This window comes from Roseibium algae, from assembly GCF_037783265.1.
GTDB classification, from domain to species: Bacteria; Pseudomonadota; Alphaproteobacteria; order Rhizobiales; family Stappiaceae; genus Roseibium; species Roseibium algae.
The window spans coordinates 396,494-415,710 of sequence record NZ_JBAKIA010000004.1; the positions used below are offsets into that span (position 1 = coordinate 396,494).

The 19,217-nt window shown below is 54.2% G+C and carries 15 protein-coding genes; 14 read left to right on the forward strand and 1 reads right to left on the reverse strand.

Annotation, left to right across the window (positions count from 1 at the left end):
• Positions 1-555: 555 nt before the first annotated feature.
• The 8 genes from cydD (at position 556) to V6575_RS08215 (ending at position 12,514) form a co-directional block, all read left to right on the forward strand.
• Positions 556-2,406, forward strand: a complete 1,851-nt coding sequence (gene cydD / locus V6575_RS08180) for a thiol reductant ABC exporter subunit CydD (RefSeq protein WP_340273773.1) — start codon at positions 556-558, stop codon at positions 2,404-2,406.
• Positions 2,403-4,127: a thiol reductant ABC exporter subunit CydC gene (cydC, locus tag V6575_RS08185; protein WP_340273774.1), complete on the forward strand. Its 1,725-nt coding sequence runs from the start codon at positions 2,403-2,405 to the stop codon at positions 4,125-4,127. Before cydD ends, cydC begins: the two co-directional genes overlap by 4 nt.
• A gap of 185 nt (positions 4,128-4,312) precedes the next feature.
• Entirely contained in the window at positions 4,313-5,902 is a 1,590-nt protein-coding gene (locus V6575_RS08190) for a cytochrome ubiquinol oxidase subunit I (protein ID WP_340273775.1), read from the forward strand.
• A 4-nt stretch (positions 5,903-5,906) separates the two neighbouring features.
• Positions 5,907-7,064 carry a cytochrome d ubiquinol oxidase subunit II gene (gene cydB / locus V6575_RS08195; protein ID WP_340273776.1) on the forward strand — a complete coding sequence of 386 codons (1,158 nt, stop codon included), beginning with the start codon at positions 5,907-5,909 and terminating at the stop codon, positions 7,062-7,064.
• A gap of 14 nt (positions 7,065-7,078) precedes the next feature.
• The gene (cydX, locus tag V6575_RS08200) at positions 7,079-7,201 is read left to right on the forward strand and encodes a cytochrome bd-I oxidase subunit CydX (protein WP_340273777.1); all 123 of its coding nucleotides are present in this window, start codon (positions 7,079-7,081) and stop codon (positions 7,199-7,201) included.
• A gap of 362 nt (positions 7,202-7,563) precedes the next feature.
• Complete coding sequence (locus V6575_RS08205; protein WP_340273778.1) at positions 7,564-9,726, forward strand: TonB-dependent hemoglobin/transferrin/lactoferrin family receptor; 2,163 nt, start codon at positions 7,564-7,566, stop codon at positions 9,724-9,726.
• A gap of 158 nt (positions 9,727-9,884) precedes the next feature.
• Positions 9,885-11,981 carry a serine protease gene (locus V6575_RS08210; RefSeq protein WP_340273779.1) on the forward strand — a complete coding sequence of 699 codons (2,097 nt, stop codon included), beginning with the start codon at positions 9,885-9,887 and terminating at the stop codon, positions 11,979-11,981.
• 323 nt (positions 11,982-12,304) lie between these two features.
• Positions 12,305-12,514 (forward strand): cold-shock protein, encoded by a 210-nt coding sequence (locus V6575_RS08215; protein WP_340273780.1) that lies wholly within the window; start codon positions 12,305-12,307, stop codon positions 12,512-12,514.
• A 227-nt stretch (positions 12,515-12,741) separates the two neighbouring features.
• Here V6575_RS08215 and V6575_RS08220 read toward each other — a convergent pair whose 3' ends face one another.
• Positions 12,742-13,428 carry a GntR family transcriptional regulator gene (locus tag V6575_RS08220; RefSeq protein WP_340273781.1) on the reverse strand — a complete coding sequence of 229 codons (687 nt, stop codon included), beginning with the start codon at positions 13,426-13,428 and terminating at the stop codon, positions 12,742-12,744.
• A gap of 303 nt (positions 13,429-13,731) precedes the next feature.
• Between V6575_RS08220 and V6575_RS08225 the strand changes: the two genes are divergently transcribed.
• The 6 genes from V6575_RS08225 (at position 13,732) to V6575_RS08250 (ending at position 19,179) form a co-directional block, all read left to right on the forward strand.
• Entirely contained in the window at positions 13,732-14,724 is a 993-nt protein-coding gene (locus V6575_RS08225) for an ABC transporter ATP-binding protein (protein WP_340273782.1), read from the forward strand.
• A gap of 64 nt (positions 14,725-14,788) precedes the next feature.
• A complete protein-coding gene (locus V6575_RS08230; protein ID WP_340273783.1) occupies positions 14,789-16,081 on the forward strand; it encodes an ABC transporter substrate-binding protein in 1,293 nt (430 codons plus the stop codon).
• 85 nt (positions 16,082-16,166) lie between these two features.
• On the forward strand, positions 16,167-17,039 hold the full coding sequence (locus V6575_RS08235) for an ABC transporter permease (protein WP_340273948.1): 873 nt from the start codon (positions 16,167-16,169) through the stop codon (positions 17,037-17,039).
• Positions 17,040-17,042: 3 nt separating this feature from the next.
• A complete protein-coding gene (locus V6575_RS08240; RefSeq protein WP_340273784.1) occupies positions 17,043-17,882 on the forward strand; it encodes an ABC transporter permease in 840 nt (279 codons plus the stop codon).
• Positions 17,883-17,892: 10 nt separating this feature from the next.
• On the forward strand, positions 17,893-18,564 hold the full coding sequence (locus tag V6575_RS08245) for an aspartate/glutamate racemase family protein (RefSeq protein ID WP_340273785.1): 672 nt from the start codon (positions 17,893-17,895) through the stop codon (positions 18,562-18,564).
• A 126-nt stretch (positions 18,565-18,690) separates the two neighbouring features.
• Positions 18,691-19,179 carry a universal stress protein gene (locus V6575_RS08250; protein WP_340273786.1) on the forward strand — a complete coding sequence of 163 codons (489 nt, stop codon included), beginning with the start codon at positions 18,691-18,693 and terminating at the stop codon, positions 19,177-19,179.
• Positions 19,180-19,217: the final 38 nt, after the last annotated feature.

The window sequence follows — 19,217 nt, forward strand, 5'->3', positions numbered from 1 at the left end:
TTACAAGGCATGGACAGAACAGGTATCCACGAAAATAATGTGAATGGAACTGTCCGGGAAAATTCAAAAAATTCCCAAACATGGTTCGTTAAAACCATGGCTACTTTAAACATGTCTCATTACAAAATGCACGTGTTTTTTATTGTGTATTCATACAGTGCTATAAAATTGCATTGTAAATAATGACAGTAAAAGCGAAATTGTATATTGAAAACATTATTTTACAGGTATTAGCCTGAAGGCTAAGTGCATGTGGGGGCAGATGTAGCGGATCCTTCGAGGGCTTTTTGTTGATGGTTCAATCAAGGGTAGGTGCTCTTGATTGTGTGGGCGTGTGGGCTAGATTCACCTGATAACAGGACTTGCTGGATTTCATCTCCTTCAATTGCCTGTTGTTTGATATCGCGCAAGGCGGTGCCGGTGGAGCGGGCTACTCATCGTAATTCCTGCAACTGGTGTTTCTGCGTTGAACCGCCTAAAACGGACCTCAAGATGAGGGATGTCCAAATTTCGGTTTGGGTTTTGAGCACACGGGTGATCCGGATTTGAATACCTTTGAACAGCTATGGATGCGGTGCCGCCCGGTTTGGTGCGCCAGATGAGGCTTGCATGAGGGCCTCCGGCGCACACGTTGATCCTGCTGCTGAGGAAGGTCTCTGCGCGGATGGCCCCCCGGAGGGCCAGCCAGTTCTGGCCACTGTGCCGGGTTTGGCTGCTCTGATCGGTGATGAGGCCCGCTCTTTGAAGCGTGCTGGGCGTTTGTTTGCATTGTCTGATGTTATCTGGATCGCGCAGGCGTGGTTGATCGCGTCCGTGGTTGCAGATTTCGTTGTGCCCGCTGCCGGTGGTGCGGTTGATTTCATGGTCTGGATGTACTCGCTTGGGTTTGTTGTCTTGGCCTTCATCCGTATGCAGCTTAACCTGAGAGCGGGAAAACTGGCTCGTCAGACTGCCCGAGCAGTTAAAAGTCGTGTGCGTGCAGACCTTTTACAGGCCATTTCATCCGCCTCTCCGGCCAGTGAGTTGCCAACCAGCGGCGCGGTTGCCGCGCATGTTGGCGATCAGGTCGATGCTCTGGGGCCATATCTGTCGAATTTCTATCCGCAAAATGTTCGTCTGCGGTTGGTTCCAGTTGCGATCATTCTTGCGACGGCCATGGTCAGTTGGCTTGCTGCGATCATCTTGCTCGTCACCGGTCCCTTGATCCCCGTATTCATGGCGCTGATCGGGTTGAAGGCAAAAGCCGCCAGCGAAGGGCAACAGGAAGAGCTCGTTCGCATGAGTGGTTTCCTGCTCGACAGGGTGCGTGGACTTGAAACCTTGCGCTTGTTTGGCGCGGTTGAGCGGACACGCAATCAGATTGCAGACGTCGGTGATGCCTTTCGGGTCGGCACCATGAAGGTTCTGCGCATCGCTTTTCTGTCTTCGACCGTCCTGGAATTGTTCAGTGCACTTGGCATTGCCTTCGTTGCTGTCTTCGTGGGCTTTTCTCTGCTCGGTGATGTGACCATGGGAACTTGGGGAGCGCCGCTGAGCTACACGGCGGGGCTGTTTATCCTGTTGCTCGCTCCCGACTATTTCGCTCCTCTACGCGCCTATGCGGCAGCTTATCATGATCGCGCCGCCGGGCTGGCCGCGACAGAAAAGCTGTCGGCTCTTCATGCCGAGATCCTGGCGCGGTCCGAAGTCATGCCTGTGCATGCAGTTTCGAAAGCCGATCAGCAGAGCGCATCGGAGACGGCTCCATCAGTGTGCTTTGAAGATGTGTCATTGTGTCTTGGTGCGCGGCAGGTTTTGTCATCTGTCAGCCTGCGCGTTGGAGCAGGCGAGGCGGCGCTTTTGATTGGGCCAAGCGGATCTGGCAAGACGACCATTCTTGACTGCCTGCTTGGGCTGCATGTCCTTGGTGCTGGCAAAATCCTGGTAAACGATCAGAATATGGCTGAGCTTGATCCTGTCGCATGGCGTCAGTCCATCGCCTGGGTCGGACAGGCACCCCGTCTGTTTCATGGATCGTTGAAAGCGAATTTGCTGCGGGCCAATCCTGGAGCCAGTGAAAGCGACATGTGGGAAGCTCTGGCCCTGGCTGGTGCGGTCGATCTGGTTGAGCGCTTGCCGCGCGGCCTTGGGACGGTCATTGGTGAAGATGGCTTTGGACTGTCTGTAGGGGAAGCACGGCGGGTTGGTCTTGCCCGGGCTGCCATGCGCAAAGACTCAGGCTTGATCCTGGCGGACGAGCCAACCGCGGGTCTTGATGAGGACACTGCAGCAGATGTGATCTGCGGTCTCAAGGCCATGTCCGGCGGAAAAACTCTGATTGTTGCGACACATGATCCCAAGGTGATGGCCATGACGGCAACTCATATCCAGATCCGTGATGGGTCTTGCTTAGAGGTTGTGGCATGAACGGCCTGCATCGCCTGATCAAATTGCAGTGGTCTCACCATCGCCGGTCATTTACTATTGGCATAGTCGTCGCGCTCATTCCGGCCATTGCGGGCATTGCGCTGTTGGGCGTGGCCGGTTGGTTCATTACAGCTGCCGCATTGGCAGGCCTCAGTGGTGTTTTCCTGAATGTGTTTTTACCCAGTTCGCTTATCCGTGGATTGGCTATTGCTCGCACGCTGGGGCGCTATGGCGAGCGCCTGCTGACTCATGATGCGACGTTCCGGTTTCTGGCAGATTTGCGGTGCCGGGTGTTCGATGGCCAGTCAAATCAGGCTGGGGGAGGGAGCAAACCGCGAAGCGGCGCTGCGCTCAACCGCCTGACATCAGACATCTCCTCATTGGATGCAGTCTATTTACGGATGGTTGTGCCTGGTGCGCTGGCGGTGACGCTGGGGGCTCTGGCGGTTGTTTGGACTGTATCCTTCTCGCCGGTTCTGGCCCTTGGGCCGATCTTCCTGTTCAGCCTGATTATTGGATTTGGGGCTTTCGTTTTGCTTCCACGTAAGCGCAATGCTAATGGGCGGAATGCGCGACGTCGGGAAGCCGCGCTTGATGCTGTTCGCCTGCGGACGGTTGATCTGGTGGGGGGGCGCAGGGATCTTGCTGTTTATGGCGGTCTTGATGCTGCTGCAGAAGCTGTCAAGTCTGCCGAACGTCGCCTTGCCTTGGCGGAAGAGGAAAGTGACGCGCGCAGCAGCTCACTTGTTGCAAAGGCGGGGTTCGCAGGGCAGGTGGCTGTTGCCATTACGCTTGCAATCGTCAGCTGGCAGGTTGCCGAAGGGGCTCTTGGAGCGGCTGTCGCAGTTGCTGTGCTGCTGGTGGTTATGGGGTTGCCCGAAGTGATGGGGGGCGTCGTGCCGGGGCTGGCGAATATTGGACGCACCGGACTGGCTGCCCGCCGCGCTGTCTCAGGTGTGCAGAGCGGGCAGGAGGGGGGGAACAGTAATCCCGTCAATCCCGATCATGACATCGTGTCCACGGTTGCCAATCCGGCACCTGCTCCAGCGCTGGCATTCGATGCAGTTACCTTCGGTTATCCTATGGCCGAGCGCGAGGTTTTGAGCGATTTTACCTTTGAGATCGCATCCGGTGAATGGCTTGCCATTGTTGGCAAGAGCGGCTGCGGAAAATCAACGGTCTCTGCGCTTGTCGCAGGCTTGTTGACGCCAGCTGCTGGCGAGATACGTCTTCGAGGTGAAGCGCTTTCTGCGATTAAGGAGCCGGACTTACGGCGCAGGGTGACGGTCCTTGGCCAAAAACCTTATCTGTTCCATGATTCGATCGCTGCCAATCTACGCATTGCAAATCCGGCGGCGTCTGATGACGAACTCTGGCAGGCTCTTGAAATGGCCGCGCTGGATGAGCGGATCCGAAGCAATAGTTCCGGGCTTGATGCGATGCTAGGCGAAACGGGAGTAGGCTTGTCGGGAGGGGAGCAACGACGCCTGGGCCTTGCCCGCGCGTATCTGACGCAGCCGGATCTTTTCATTCTTGACGAGCTGACTGAGGGGCTGGATGCAGCCAACGCAGACGAGGTTTTGAGCCGTTTTGAGCGTTTTCGAGGGGAGGCTGCAGTTTTGATGATTGCGCACAAGCCTGACGAAATAGCCCGTGCAGACCGTGTCCTGAGGCTGGATGCCGCAGCTGCATCTATGGCAGTGCCGCTTCACCAAGTTTAAACGATGTTGAATGGGAATTTGAAAGTGACCAGCTTGCATCTTGCCAAGCTGGATCGCCCTCTATGTGTACTAATGAATGTATAACTTATTTAGGTTAACTAGGTTCAAGACATAGGCCTGAGTGAGGCAAACACAATCTAGTCCGGTTCCGTTCTCCCGCGGAGCAAGACACGAAAGGTGACGCGATGGAACTCGATATTGTCAGCCTGTCACGGCTGCAATTTGGCATGACAGCTCTCTACCACTTTCTCTTCGTTCCATTGACGATAGGCTTGTCGGTTCTGCTTGCCACCATGGAAACGGTCTATGTGATGACCGGTCGTGAAATCTGGAAACGGATGGTCAAATTCTGGGGCACACTGTTTGGTATCAACTTTGTGCTCGGAGTTGCGACAGGCCTGACCATGGAATTCCAGTTCGGCATGAACTGGGCCTATTTCAGTCAATATGTCGGTGATGTCTTCGGCGCGCCGCTGGCAATTGAAGGATTGATGGCTTTCTTCATGGAAGCCACCTTTGTTGGCTTGTTCTTCTTTGGATGGGATCGGCTTTCCAAGCGCCAGCACCTTGGTGCGACCTGGGCTGTCGCCATAGGCACAAATTTCTCCGCGCTCTGGATCCTTATTGCCAATGGCTGGATGCAGCACCCAATTGGTGCTGAGTTCAATCCGGACACCATGCGCATGGAAGTGACAAGCTTTTTTGACGTTCTGTTTAACCCGGTTGCTCAGGCCAAATTCGTTCATACCGTCTCTGCTGGCTATGTCACGGCATCGCTCTTTGTACTTGGCGTGTCTTCTTGGTACTTGCTGAAAGGGCGACATATTGCCATCGCCAAGCGGTCTATTGCCGTGGCTTCTGCCTTTGGCTTTGCTGCGGCGTTGTCTGCGGTCGTTCTGGGTGATGAAAGTGGCTATGAGGCCAATCTGAACCAGAAGATGAAGCTCGCGACCATCGAGTCCATGTGGGAGACTGAGCCAGCTCCGGCATCCTTCAATCTTATCGCCATTCCGGATATGGCCAAACGGGAAAACGCCTTCGCCATTGAGGTGCCCTATGTCATGGGGCTGATTGCGACACGATCCCTGACAGACGAGATACCGGGCATCAAGGAGCTGGTTGAGAACTCCAAGGACCGGATCCGTCAGGGTGTGATCGCATGGGATGCATTACAGAAAATTCGCTCATCCGAAGGTGCAGATGCGGACGTGCGGGAGACGTTCCTTCAAAACCAGAAAAACCTTGGCTACGCTTATTTGCTGCTCCCCTTTTCCAAGGATCCAATCAACGCCACCAATGAAGAAATTGATGCGGCTGCCTGGTCTGCAGTGCCCAATGTCTGGCCCATGTTCTATGCCTTCCGCATCATGGTCGCCTGTGGGTTATTCTTCATCTTGTTGACGGCGGTTTTCTTCTATCTGTCATCAGCCGGGAAACTGGAAGAGGTGGCAAAGAAGCGCCGCTGGCTACTTCATATCGCGGTCTTGGCAATACCTCTGCCGTGGGTTGCCTGCGAAATGGGATGGTTCATTGCAGAATATGGCCGTCAGCCATGGGTGATCGAAGGCATGTTGCCTACCTCGCAAGCGGTATCCAACCTGTCTGTCACGGAAGTTCTGATGACGATCATCGGGTTTATGGTGCTCTATTCGGTGCTTCTGGTGATCGAAGTCAAACTGATGCTTAAGTATATTCGAAAAGGCCCTGATGACGGAGAGCTGCCAGGAAACGCTTCGGCGCAGACTGTTGCTCCAGTAGCCATCGCAGCGGAGTAGCCTGATGATCCTCCATGAACTGATCGATTATTCCACGCTAAAGCTGATCTGGTGGGCCCTTTTGGGCATCATATTGATTGGATTTGCGGTGACTGACGGCTTTGATATGGGTGTTGGTGCCTTGTTGCCTTTTGTCGCTGAAACGGACGTTGAACGGCGTGTTGCCATCAACACAATCGGCGCGACCTGGGAGGGCAACCAAGTTTGGTTCATTCTCGGGGGCGGTGCGATTTTCGCAGCTTGGCCGCCGCTTTATGCCATCAGCTTTTCCGGCTTCTACCTGGCGATGTTTATCGTTCTTGCTGCGATGATCCTGCGGCCGGTTGCGTTTAAATATCGCTCAAAACATCCTGATCCATCCTGGCGGTCCCGCTGGGACTGGGCTCTGTTTACCGGCTCCTTTGTGCCTGCATTGGTTTTCGGTGTTGCGGTCGGCAATGTTCTTCTTGGGGTGCCTTTTAGCCTCGATCAAGATCTGCGCATGACTTATCACGGCTCGTTCTTTGACCTGTTCTCTCCGTTTGCATTGCTGTGCGGACTGTTGTCCGTATCCATGCTGGTGATGCACGGCGGCGCATGGCTTGGAATGCGGGCCGGTGGCATCGTTGCCACGCGGGGGCGTCGATATGGCAGCTTTGCAGCTGTGGCAGCCTTGGTACTGTTCGCTCTGGGCGGCTGGCTTATTGCCAATGGTTTTGTCGAAGGCTATCGGATTACGTCGGAAATAGACCCGAATATGCAGGCCAACCCATTGGCCAAACAGGCCGTGATTGAGGGGGGCGCATGGATGACCAACTACGCGTCTTATCCTTGGATGATGATTGCTCCTGCACTTGGGTTTCTGGGTGCATTTGGGGCATTGATCGGACTGCAGACCCGGTTTGAAGGCCTGACTTTCCTGTGCTCAAAGGCCTCGGTCTTTGGCATCATCTCGACGGTTGGCCTGTCGATGTTTCCATTCTTGTTGCCAAGTTCTGTCCAGCCGGAAGCCAGCCTGACTGTTTGGGATGCACCTTCCAGCCATGCGACACTGTTCAATATGTTGGTGGCTACAGCCATCTTCCTGCCGCTGATCCTCGTTTACACCGCCTGGGTCTATAAGGTGTTGTGGGGCAAGATCGATGAAGAAACAATCGAGCGCGACCATGATACGGCGTACTGAGGAGATATGAGATAATGTGGTATTTTGCCTGGATTCTCGGTATGCCGCTGGCAGTCTGTCTTGCCGTGTTGAACGCCATGTGGCTGGAAATGCGCGAGGATGATCATGAACGGCGCGAGAGGAAAGACGCTGTTTAACGATGCTGTTCAAAGACCCGAATAAGGGGTCTGTTTTTAAAGAAAACCATACAAAAGCGCCTCAATTCGGGGCGCTTTTGTCGTTTCCAAGGCACCTCAGCATCAGCGGTTCATCTTGCCGTCCTCCGGGAAGGTGTGTTGTGTTTTTGCCACAATTCCGAAACGCCTTGTTAATACATGCATTTTTGACTCAACAAATTATATTTATGAGTATAAAACTCACCTTAAATTAGGCCTTGGTTAAGACACAATTACCAGGGCCAGCGGGTTATTTAGAGCTCGTTCGCCAGCCAGTCTGGGGAGGTTGTGCCTTCCTGGTTGCCAGCGTTTTCCCAATTTTATCTACAAACAAGGACTGCCAAATGACGCATCATGCGCGCATGGCGATGCTGCTCGCCAGCACCATCATCGGAACACTCGGAACTGCCAACATCGCTAGCGCCCAAGACACTGCTGTGCTTGAGAAAATCGTAGTAAAGTCTGGTGAAGACGAAGCGGAATTGTCCGGCGCGACAGTGGAGACGATTACGAGTGAGGAACTTCAAGAGCGTCAGATCGAGAGTCTGAGTGACCTGTCCAAACTCGATCCAAGCGTCGACTTCAATGAGGACAACGGCAGTGTCAACATTCGCGGCCTGGACGGATCTCGCGTGTTGACAACTATTGACGGTGTACCTGTGCCGTGGATGAACGAGCCGGTATTTGGCGCCTCGGGCGGTGTCAGCACCTTCGGCTTCGACACCCTGTCTCAGATCGATATTCTGAAGGGGAGCGACTCTTCACGCTACGGCTCTGGTGTGCTTGGCGGTATGCTTGGTCTACGCACAATATCTCCAGACGATATCATCCGGGAAGGAAAAACCTGGGGCGGCCAGAGCAAGCTAACCTACGATTCTTCTGACAATAGTGTCAGCGCAAGCCAGGCGGCTGCAGCGCGGGTCGGCGGTACTTCCATGCTCTTGCAAGGCGGTTACAAGGTCGGTCATGAAACCTCCACCAAGGGAGATATCGGTGGCACCGGAACGACGCGGACCAAGGCTGACCCGGCCGATTACGATCAGTACAACATCCTCGGCAAGATGTTTCATGATTTTGGTGAAGGGCATAGCGTTGGGATTATCGGTGAGCACTTCTATCTTAAGGACGACGTGGATGCGAGGACCTCAATTTCCGCGACCTATCCCGACTATGATTCGGAAGAGACTAGCGAGCGCAGTCGTGTTTCCTTTCAGTATGACTTCAGTTCCCAGACTGATAACGCCTTTGTTGATGAAGCGCATGTGTTGGGTTACTGGCAGTCAATGGAGCTGAACTACGACACCAATGCCACCCGGACGGGAGCGCTGGCCGGGCCTTATAATCGTGGCGACAAAATCAAAAAAGATGGTGTGGGCGCCCACGGTGACTTCAACAAGACCCTTGAGCTCTTTGGCTTGGAAAACCGGTTTCTCTTCGCTGCCGATGGTTATTGGGGCGAGACGTCCCAGTACACTTCAGGAGAGGATGTCTGCGACACTGTCAATAGCTACTCTTGTAATTTCTATCACGTAAACCAGTCCTACCAGCCAGATGTGACCAGCCTTACCTTCGGGGCGTCTCTGGAGGATCGGATAGCGCTCGGTGATAGTGGCTTTTCCATCACGCCAGGTGTTCGTTTTGATTGGTATAGCCATGACCCTAAGGCGACAGCATCGTATGAAGGAAACGATGCTGTAGGCGCTCGAAACCTGACGGAAAATACGGATGCCGCCGTGTCCGGAAAGCTGTTGGCTGAATACAATTGGAGCTTTGGTCGAGTTTACGGTCAGTGGGCGCAAGGGTTTCGTGCCCCGACTGCGGACGAACTCTTCACCACTTATGGCTCTCCGGCTACTTATTTGAGAATCGGGAACCCCAATCTGGAGGCTGAAACCAGCAATGGCTTCGAGTTGGGTATCGAGTTGGGTGACAGTAACTTTGGCGGTGGCGCTGCGACTTTCTTGAATTTGTACAAGAATTTCATTGACACCCGTTCTGTCTCAGCCGCGTCTCTTGGTTTGAATGGCTATCCATTCGGTGTAACCCAGAGCATCAATCGAGACGACGTTCGCATTTATGGTGTTGAGGCCAATGTACATTGGAAATTCCGTCCGAATTGGAAGGTATCAACCAGCATAGCTATGATCGAAGGCCAGGATGAAAATACTGGAGAAACGATAAGCTCCATTCCTCCATTCCGCGGTATTCTTGATCTGGGATATGATAATGGAATTTGGGGTGTAGGAGCTACTTGGACCGTCGCCGGAAGTCGTGACAATGTAGGCCTGTCTGAAGGGTATGCACCAGGTTATGGCTTGCTGGATGTCCGTGCCAGCTGGACGCCGGAACAGGTTGACGGGCTTAGCCTTTCTGCAAGCGTAGGCAACGTCTTTGATCAGACCTATTACAATGCGGTCGGCTTACCAACATCAACCCTGACACAGCCTAATCAGTACTACTCGGAGAGTGGGCGGACGTTTAAAGCCAACCTCATCTATAAATTCTAATCGAGCGCAAAACGCTTTGTATGATTGAAAGCCCGGGCCTCGCGCTCGGGCTTTTTTTTGGGAGGATGGAAGGAGGGGACACGGCGTCAAACCTCAACCGAGACGCTTGTCCGAGAATGAGCTAAGATCACGCGTTAGCACCTATGGGAGCCCTGTCGATGATCCGCGCCTGCCTTATCGCTTCTCTTCTTGCCTGGACTGTTTTGGGGCATTCCGAGCGCGTGCGTGCAGCGGATCTACCTGACAGCATTCTGACCTCCGTCGTCTCGGTGCTCCCGGTCTGGCCGGGTAAACCTCAAGGAGGCGCAGGAACGCCAGCAGGTGCTGCGCCGGAAGGGTCGGGCATTGCGATCCGTCCCGGCGGACTGATCGCAACAGCCTATCATGTCATTGAACCAGCGGAGCGGGTTGATGTTCGTCTATATGATGGGCGGATACTGCCAGCGAAAGTCGTCGGGCAGGATCGGCTTAGTGACATCGCTTTGCTGAAAGTCGATGAAAACCTAACTGTGTTCGACCATGCACCCAAGCCTGCACTGGCAAGTCGTGCCTGTGTGATTTCAAATGCTTATGGTCTGGATCTGTCGGTGACTTGCGGGGTGGTCTCTGCGCGCAATGTGTCAAATGCGGGTTTCAATGCCGTTGAAGATTTCATCCAGACAGACGCTGCAGCAAATCCGGGCAGCTCCGGCGGCGCGCTGGTGGATGAGGGCGGGCGGTTGATCGGAATGGTCTCTGCGATCTTTGCCTCGCGTGGTGAAACCAACATTGGCGTCAACTTTGCGGTTTCGACCTCTTTGCTGGATCGTGTGGTGGATGATCTGCATGCTAAGGGACACGTGTCTTATGTGTCTGCTGGTTGGGGACTGGAGATGCCTACCCGGCAGGATCTGGCGATCAGGGCAGGGGCAAGGGTTGCGTCTCTTGCCAAGGGCGGCACAGCGCAAAAATCAGGTGTTCAAACTGGCGACCTGATCGTGTCTCTAGCGGGCAGAGATATTCGAAAGCCGCGTGATGTTGTGTCTGCCTTGGCGCTTGTGCGTCAAGGCGAGGCGGCGGAGCTTTTGGTTCACCGTGATGGCGTGATGAAAAGCCTGACACTGACTTTCGCCCAAGAGAAAGCTCAAGCTGGAACAGCAGCTGCAAAGGCGCTAACCGAGTTTGATGAGGCATCTTCTGCGATTGGAACGCCTGACTGCCCCTATGCGGCGGCCGTTTGCCTGACGCGACAGGCCGTGTTTCCGGTTGAAAGCTATGACCCACTGGCCAGCGCTGTGCGCATCGGACCGGACTTGCTGGTGACCAATCGTCATGTGGTCGCAGATCGAACACAGGCTGTGGTGTTTACACCGGGAGGCCCATTGAAGGGCAAAGTCATCCCGTCTTCTTACCGCGGGGATCTGGCCTTGATTCAGGTGGCTGGGTTGCCGGACACGGGTTTGATTTTGACGCCAGACATTGAAAGCCCGTTCGACCTTGCAGCCAGTGAACCGCTGCATGCAGTCGGGGCAGATCTCGACCAACGACAAATTCGGGTCTTTCCTCCTGGTCATCTAACTTTGCCTCCCGCAGCAGATGCAGACCTTGGACGGTTGCATGTCACGAGCTACATGCAGCCGGGCGTCAGCGGCGGTGCACTGATTGATGGTGCGGGTGATCTGGTTGGCATCGCAGTCGGAGGCGGTGAGGGGCGCTATGAGGCATTGCCTGCTAGAGACATTGCAGATCTTTTGAATGGACGTTCAGATTTGGACGCAGAGGCTGTTCAGGGGGGGCTTGGACGGTCGCTTGTGCTCTGTCAGGATGCGATGGATTCGGTGGAAGGCCAGCAGGTTGGCGAAGAGGCTATCCAGCTGCTGCAACGGGTGTTTAAAACCTGTTCGCTTGCGAAGAACCAGGGGCATTATCTCAATGCAGGCCGCATTCTGGGAACTACAGGGCGGATTGCTGATGCGATTACCTTGCATGAGCTGGCTGTCGATCAGGTGCCAAATTCGGTAAATGCGCGCTTGTCCTTGCTGACCTCGCTTCAGATTGCCGGGCGCTATGAAGACATGGTGCCACACGTACGGTTTCTGTTGGATGCTCAGACCTCTGATCTGCAGGGTTTGCGCCTGGCAATTCAGTCGGGCACCTTGGGTGGGGAAGCCGAATTGGCAGAACGGGCCTATAAATTGATGGAAAAGGCGTATCCACGAGAGGCCGAAGCCGCCCGACGCTTCATCGACAATTCGCCGCTCAGGCCAAAACAGTGATGATTTATGAATTTGTAAATATATTCTTGGATCGAAGCTCTTTCTGCCGGGATGATAAACTTAAGGAAAACAGTCAGATTGGACGAGTGGATGTGTTCGCAGGAAATGGGATGATAACATCGATGTGAATTGTCTGTGAGAATTTGGTGTTGTGCTTTTTGGAAACATCGCTTATAAAGCGCCCATCGATTTTGTTTGACGAACTTTGTTACCGTGCGACTTGTCGCACTCAGAACGATCTTCCCTATCAACGTCGACCTAACCGTATGTTGTGAAAAACACGCAATATACACTCCACCATGACCGATTGAAAGGAAATCGTTATGACCGTAGGAACAGTTAAGTTTTTCAACACCACTAAAGGCTTCGGCTTCATTCAGCCTGATAACGGCGGCGACGACGTGTTTGTTCACATCTCCGCTGTTGAGCGTGCTGGCATGCACACTCTTGCTGAAGGCCAGAAGGTCAGCTTTGAAGTTGTCAAAGACAACCGCTCTGGCAAGTCTGCTGCGGACAACCTGCAGGAAGCTTAAGTTAATTTCCGATCCAGTGTTCGGTGGCGTATATACGTAACCTGATCTGGATTGTTGAGATTAAGAAAAGGTCGGGCATTGCTCGGCCTTTTTTACGTTTAAGCGGTCCATTACTAAAAGTTGGCGTGCCATCTAGGCATTAAAACCATCCGGGTTGCCATGCTTTTGCGCCTCGGATCCGAGCTGTTCCAGATCGACCAGTACATGCAATTTTATGGGGGCGAACCCTAAGTCAGTGCCTCGGCGAGGGAGTTGGTCTTGTCCAGTCGGTCTCGAAGGTCGAGGCCGGAGTGCAGATCGATGATGTGGCTCTTCTGGATTTCCTCGGCAGCCTCGCCATTGTGTTCAGCAAAGGATTTCAGGAGGGCGTGATGGGAGTGGCTTTCGCAGGCGGTGTCTGCTCGCTTCCAGTATAAGGCAATGATCAGCGATGAGCGGGAAATCAGCGAGCGCACCATATTGGCCAGGATCTGGTGGTTGGCAATATCCGCAATTTCCGTATGAAATTGTCCGGACAGCGACAGCGCCTTGCCCATGTCCCCTGCTGCCAAAGCTTCATGCTCTGCATCTATGTGGGCCTGCAGCCTTACCAGATCAGCTTCGCTGACGGCTTGGGCTGTCATCCGGGCAATGCGCGGCTCGATAAGCGCGCGTGCCTCAAAAACCTCGTGCGCTTCGCGAATGGTCGGGCGCGCGACAAATGCACCCCGGTTCTTCTCTATGGTCACCATGCCCGAATGGGCCAGCGCCTGAAGAGCGGCGCGCACAACCGTGCGACTCACCCCGTAAATCTCACCGACCTCATCTTCTGACAGCTTGATTCCTGGTGCGAGGCGGTGTTCGAGGATTGCTGAGTGAAGCTTCAGACATATGTCCAGCGTTCGCCCGGCAGGCAAAGGAAATATATCGTGCAATCTATCTGCTGCAGCGCTTGTTTGGGAGGTGCGCAGGGGCTGGGTCATGGCAGGGGGGATTGGAGAAAATATGACATGAAGACATCATAAGCTGGTTGGAGAAGGATGCAACCAAGATCGTATACAATAATTGTCCAATTCGTATTCAATGAGGTGAAAAATTGTGCACTTAATCCGACTGTACACGTGGCGAGATCTTGGGGAATTGCCAAATAGTGGCTGATATCTGCCGATAAATTTAGTTGGCACGGCTGTTGCAGAATTGGGTCCGACGAAAAACCGGCGACCCGAAAGCCATATCAAATGATCAAGACCCTGAACTTAGAACTTGTTGCCACAGTGAAACGATATGGTGACACAGTTGCTGTCGATGCGATCAACCACAAGTTCAAGTCAGGCACTTATTCTTGCCTGCTCGGCCCCTCCGGCTGCGGAAAGTCTTCGACCCTGCGCATGATCGCGGGGCATGAACAGGTCAGCGAGGGTGATATATTGCTCGGCGGTGCGAACATCACCGACCTGCCGCCAGCAAGCCGTGGCACAGCCATGATGTTCCAGAATTATGCGCTGTTTCCCCATATCAGCGTTGCGGACAATGTGGCCTTTTCCCAGAAGATGCAGGGCATCGCCAAGCCTGCGCGCCTCAAGCGCGCCATGGAGCTGCTGGAGCTGGTCGATATGGTGTCCTATGCGGATCGGCTTCCCGATCAGCTTTCCGGTGGCCAGCAGCAGCGCGTTGCCTTGGCGCGCGCCTTGATTACCGAGCCTTCTGTTCTTTTGCTGGATGAGCCTCTGTCTGCGCTGGATCCGTTCCTGCGGATCAAGATGCGCCTTGAACTCAAGCGGCTACAGCGCGAACTAGGCATTTCCTTTATTCACGTCACCCATTCACAGGATGAAGCCCTGGCGCTGGCCGACGATATCATCGTCATGAACGGCGGAAAAATTGAGCAGGCAGGCTCACCGCGCAGTGTCTTCAATGCGCCCAAGACCGAATTCGTCGCCAAATTCATCGGCGGCCACAATGTTCTGCAGGTCAAGGGTGCTCCAGTGGCAGTCAGAGCTGACAGATTGGAAGTTAGCCGCACGACGGGAGACGGCGGGGCCAGGCTTACTGCCGCCGTCAGGGATGTTGAATACCTCGGATCTACCGTCAATTTGGCCTTGGAAGCAGGCAGTGCAGGCGATTTGACCGCTGCCATGTCTGATGAGGCCTTTTTTGCAGATCCGATAGAAATTGGCACGACCGTTTTCCTGAACTGGAAACCGGAAGATGCCCACAGCTTGGCGGCTTAGGTCGCTGAAACCCGGCCCGGGAAGCCGGAGCAAGAACCTCCAAAGGGGAACAGGAACAGATACTATGACAAAGCAGCTCGACACTAAGGGCCTTAGCCGCCGTAGCATCCTGAAGGGTGGCGCAGCCGCTGCAGGTGCCGCCATCGGTTCTGGTGCAATCACCGGATTTCCAACTATCTGGGCGCAGAACATCAAGGATGTCACCTTGCGCCAGTTTGGCACAGGCGTCTCCAACATCAATGAAGTTGCCGCCAAAGTGAAGGAAGACCTCGGCTTTACCCTGGAAATGACGGCGCTCGACAGCGACAGCGTGACCCAGCGTGCAGCTACCCAGCCTAAGTCCTTCGACATTGCAGACATCGAGTACTGGATCTGCAAAAAGGTCTGGGGCGCTGGCAACATGCAGGCGATGGACACCTCCAAGATCAAGAACTACGACAAGATTGTCGGCATTTTCAAAAGCGGCAAGCTGACGCCTGAAAGCACCATTGCACAGGGCACTGCGCCGAGCACGGTCGGCTTTACCTCCGGACCAGATGGCAAAGACTTCGTTCAGGAAGAATCCGGCTGGATGACCCTGATCCCGACCATCTACAACGCGGACACACTGGGCATTCGCCCGGATCTCATTGGTCGTCCGATCAACTCATGGGCCGAGCTGCTGAACCCTGAATTCAAGGGCAAAGCCTCCATTCTAGACATCTCCTCCATTGGTATCATGGATATGGCGATGGTCGTTGAGGCTATGGGTGAGCACAAGTACCCGGACAAGGGGAACATGACCAAGGACGAAATCGACCTGACGCTTGGCATCTTCACCGAAGCCAAGAAGAACGGCCAGTTCCGTGCCTTCTGGAAGTCTTTTGACGAGAGCGTCAACCTGATGGCGTCTGGTGAAGTTGTCATCCAGTCCATGTGGTCACCGGCAATCACGGCCGTTCGTTCTAAGGGCATTCCTTGTGTCTATCAGCCGCTAAAGGAAGGCTATCGCTCCTGGGGCGGTGGTCTTGGTCTGTCCAAGAACCTGTCCGGTCTCGAGCTGGAAGCTGCCTATGAGTACATCAACTGGTATCTCGACGGCTGGGTCGGAGGCTTCCTGATGCGCCAAGGGTATTATTCTGCTGTTCCGGAAACTTCCAAGAATTTCATGACCGAAGACGAGTGGGGCTTCTGGTTTGAAGGCAAGCCTGCCGAGGGTGATATCAAGAACCCGTTTGGCGATGTCATGGAAAAAGCTGGCGCCGTGCGCGATGGCGGATCCTTCTATGACCGCATGGGCGCTGTGGCTTGCTGGAATGCCGTCATGGATGAGAATCGCTACATGGTTCGCAAGTGGAACGAGTTTATCGCTGCCTAAGGGCTGCGGTGACATAAAATTTCCCTGTCCGGCACATCGCCGGGCAGGGGTCCATATCTGGCCGGGCAGACATCACCATATGAAAATGACCAAAAAGATCGATCCGTCGAAACGCGCCGAGCGCATCAGCTGGCTGCTGGTGACGCCGCTCGCCTGCGTGCTCGGGTTTTTCCTGCTGCTGCCGATCCTGACCATCGTCACGGTCAGTTTCTGGGACTACAATGACTGGTCGTTCTTTCCCGACTTCATTCTTGACAATTACATATACAATCTGACCTCTGCGGTCACTTGGGCGACTTATCTCAAGACCATGAAATTCATGGTACTGACCTGGATCTTCTGTGCGGGTATCGGGTTCACAGTTGCTTACTTTCTAGCGTTCCACGTGCGCACCCTTCCAGCTCAGGTGGCGTTGTTTCTGATCTGCACGATACCGTTCTGGACCTCGAACATCATCCGGATGATTTCCTGGATCCCGTTTCTGGGTCGCAATGGCATCGCCAATTCCAGCCTCATGCATTTGGGCATCATTGATGAGCCACTGGAATGGTTGCTTTATTCCGATTTTTCCGTGGTGCTGGCATTCGTTCATCTCTACGCCTTGTTCATGGTCGTGCCGATCTTCAACACCATGATGCGCATCGACAAATCCCTGATTGAGGCCGCGCGAGACGCCGGGGCCAGTGGCTACCAGATCCTGACCAACGTTATCATTCCGCTGGCCAAGCCGGGCATCATGATCGGGTCGATCTTCGTTGTGACTCTGGTGATGGGCGACTTCATCACAGTGCGCCACATGTCTGGTGGCCAAAGTGCATCGGTCGGCCGGATCATCTCCAACGAGATTGCTTTGCTGCAATATCCTGCTGCGGCTGCTTCCTCTGTGGTGCTGCTGTGCACCGTTCTTCTAATGATCGGCGTGATGATGCGCTTTGTCGACATTCGCAAGGAGCTTTGATCGATGGAGCCGCGTTCCCGTTCCTTCTATTTTCTTGCCGCGTTTTTCACGCTGTTCGTCATCTTCTTGTACGGGCCGGTCTTCACCATCGGTATCCTGTCCTTCCAGGGGCCGAAAGGTGGTCTGACCTTCCCGATGAACGGCGTGTCGCTGCATTGGTTCTATGACCTGTTCGAGCAGCAGGCCGTTGGCGACATCTGGGGCTCGTTCCGCCGCTCCTTTGCACTGGGGCTGATGGTCATGAGTGTGACCGTGGTGCTGTCTGTCATGGGCGGTATGGCGTTCCGTCAGAAGTTCCGTGGCTCCACGGTGCTGTTCTATCTGATCATCGCCAGTCTCATCGTGCCGTCGATCCTGGTGTCACTGGGCGTGGGCCTGATCTTCAATATTCTCGACATGGAAGTGCATTGGTCAACGTCCGGCTTTGGCTCACAGCTGACTTGGACATTACCGTTCGGCCTTTTGATCATGTTTGCGGTCTTTAATCGGTTCGACAAGTCCTATGAGGAGGCAGCTCGTGATCTGGGAGCATCACCCTGGCAAACCGTGCGCCATGTGGTGTTGCCGATCATTGCGCCAATGCTGATCGGCGTTGCCCTGTTTGGCTTCACGCTGTCCTATGACGAGTTCGCCAGAACCTTGCTGACCTCCGGCTCCTACAACACATTGCCGCTGGAAATCTTCGGCATGACCACGAATGTGACCTCGCCAGTGCTTTATGCGCTCGGAACGCTGACCACAGTGTTCTCCTTCTTCATCATCGGTACGTTCCTGTTGATCGTGGTGGTGATGCGCAAGAGGCAGAAAAACCGGGGATCCGACGCTGGTCAGGGGTTGATGTGAGGATTGCCCGATGACGACCTCGGTTCGACATATTCTGATCATCAACCCGAACAGAACAGCCTCGATGACAGCCAAAATTGGTGATGCTGCGAAGGCCGCTGCGGGGCCTGGTATCAACATAACTGCTGTGAACCCACAGACAGGCCCAGCCTCTATTCAAGGACCGGAAGATGGCATGGCTGCGCTGCCGGGGTTGTTTGCCCTGGTTGATGAGTGGTTGGCAGGGTCGAAGCCCGTTGATGCCATCATCATTGCCTGTTTCGATGATACGGGGCTTTGGGATTTAAAGCAGCGCTGCAAGATACCCGTGCTGGGCATTGGCGAAGCGGCCTATCACATGGCAGCGCTTGCAGCCGTTCATTTCTCAGTGGTGACAACGCTGTCTGTCTCGGTGCCGGTTCTGGAAGAAAACCTCAGGCAGACGGGCTTTGACCGTCGGTGTGCGAAAGTCCGAGCTTCCGAAGTGCCAGTACTTGCGCTGGAAGAAGAGGGCGGCGAAGCTCGGGGCAAGATCGAAGCTGAAATCGCCTTGGCGTTGAAGGAAGATGACATCGGCGCAATTGCGCTTGGTTGCGCTGGGATGGCGGATCTGGCTGAAGTCTTGACCACCCAATTCGGCGTCCCCGTGATTGATGGCGTGGCCGCAGCAGTCAAACTTGTCCGGCTTCTTGTTGGCCGGTAAGCGTGCCTGGACTGCTCTTGAAGCTTCTTGTTTAAGGCACCGAACCATCCAACATTATCAGCCATATGAGCAGATATCTGAGATATGCTTGGACCTCAGGCACGTGATCTGAGGCGGGGTGAAATCATGCATACCATATTGGTGCCGGTTGATGGGTCAGAGCACGCGAACAAGGCAATTAGCATCGCGTGCGATCTTGCACAAAAATACAATGGCCGGATTGCACTGCTCCATATTCTGGCGGACGGAAAAAACGCTGCAGATTTGCTTGAACTCTCGGTGGCAAAATCCTTTTCGCCCAAACTAACACAACAGTTGAAGCTGGCTGCGAGCAATTCATCGCAGCCAGCTCCTGAAAATGTTCTGCGCTTCATTGGCGAAAAAATACTGGAACAAGCGAAGGCAAAGGTCATCAGGCGAGGCGTCGAAGTTGAAGTTTTGCCAATTTGTTCTGGTGACCCTGCTGAGACGATTTTGATGACACAAGGCAAGGTCGGCGCAAGTACGATTGTTATGGGGTGTAGGGGTGTCTCCGACACCAAACAATCATCTCACGGAAGCGTCTCAAATGCAGTGTTTTCAAAAGCGACGTGTACTTGCCTTTCAGTAAAATAGGGCGGCGCTTTTGATTGATTAACACCGCCCGAACATAT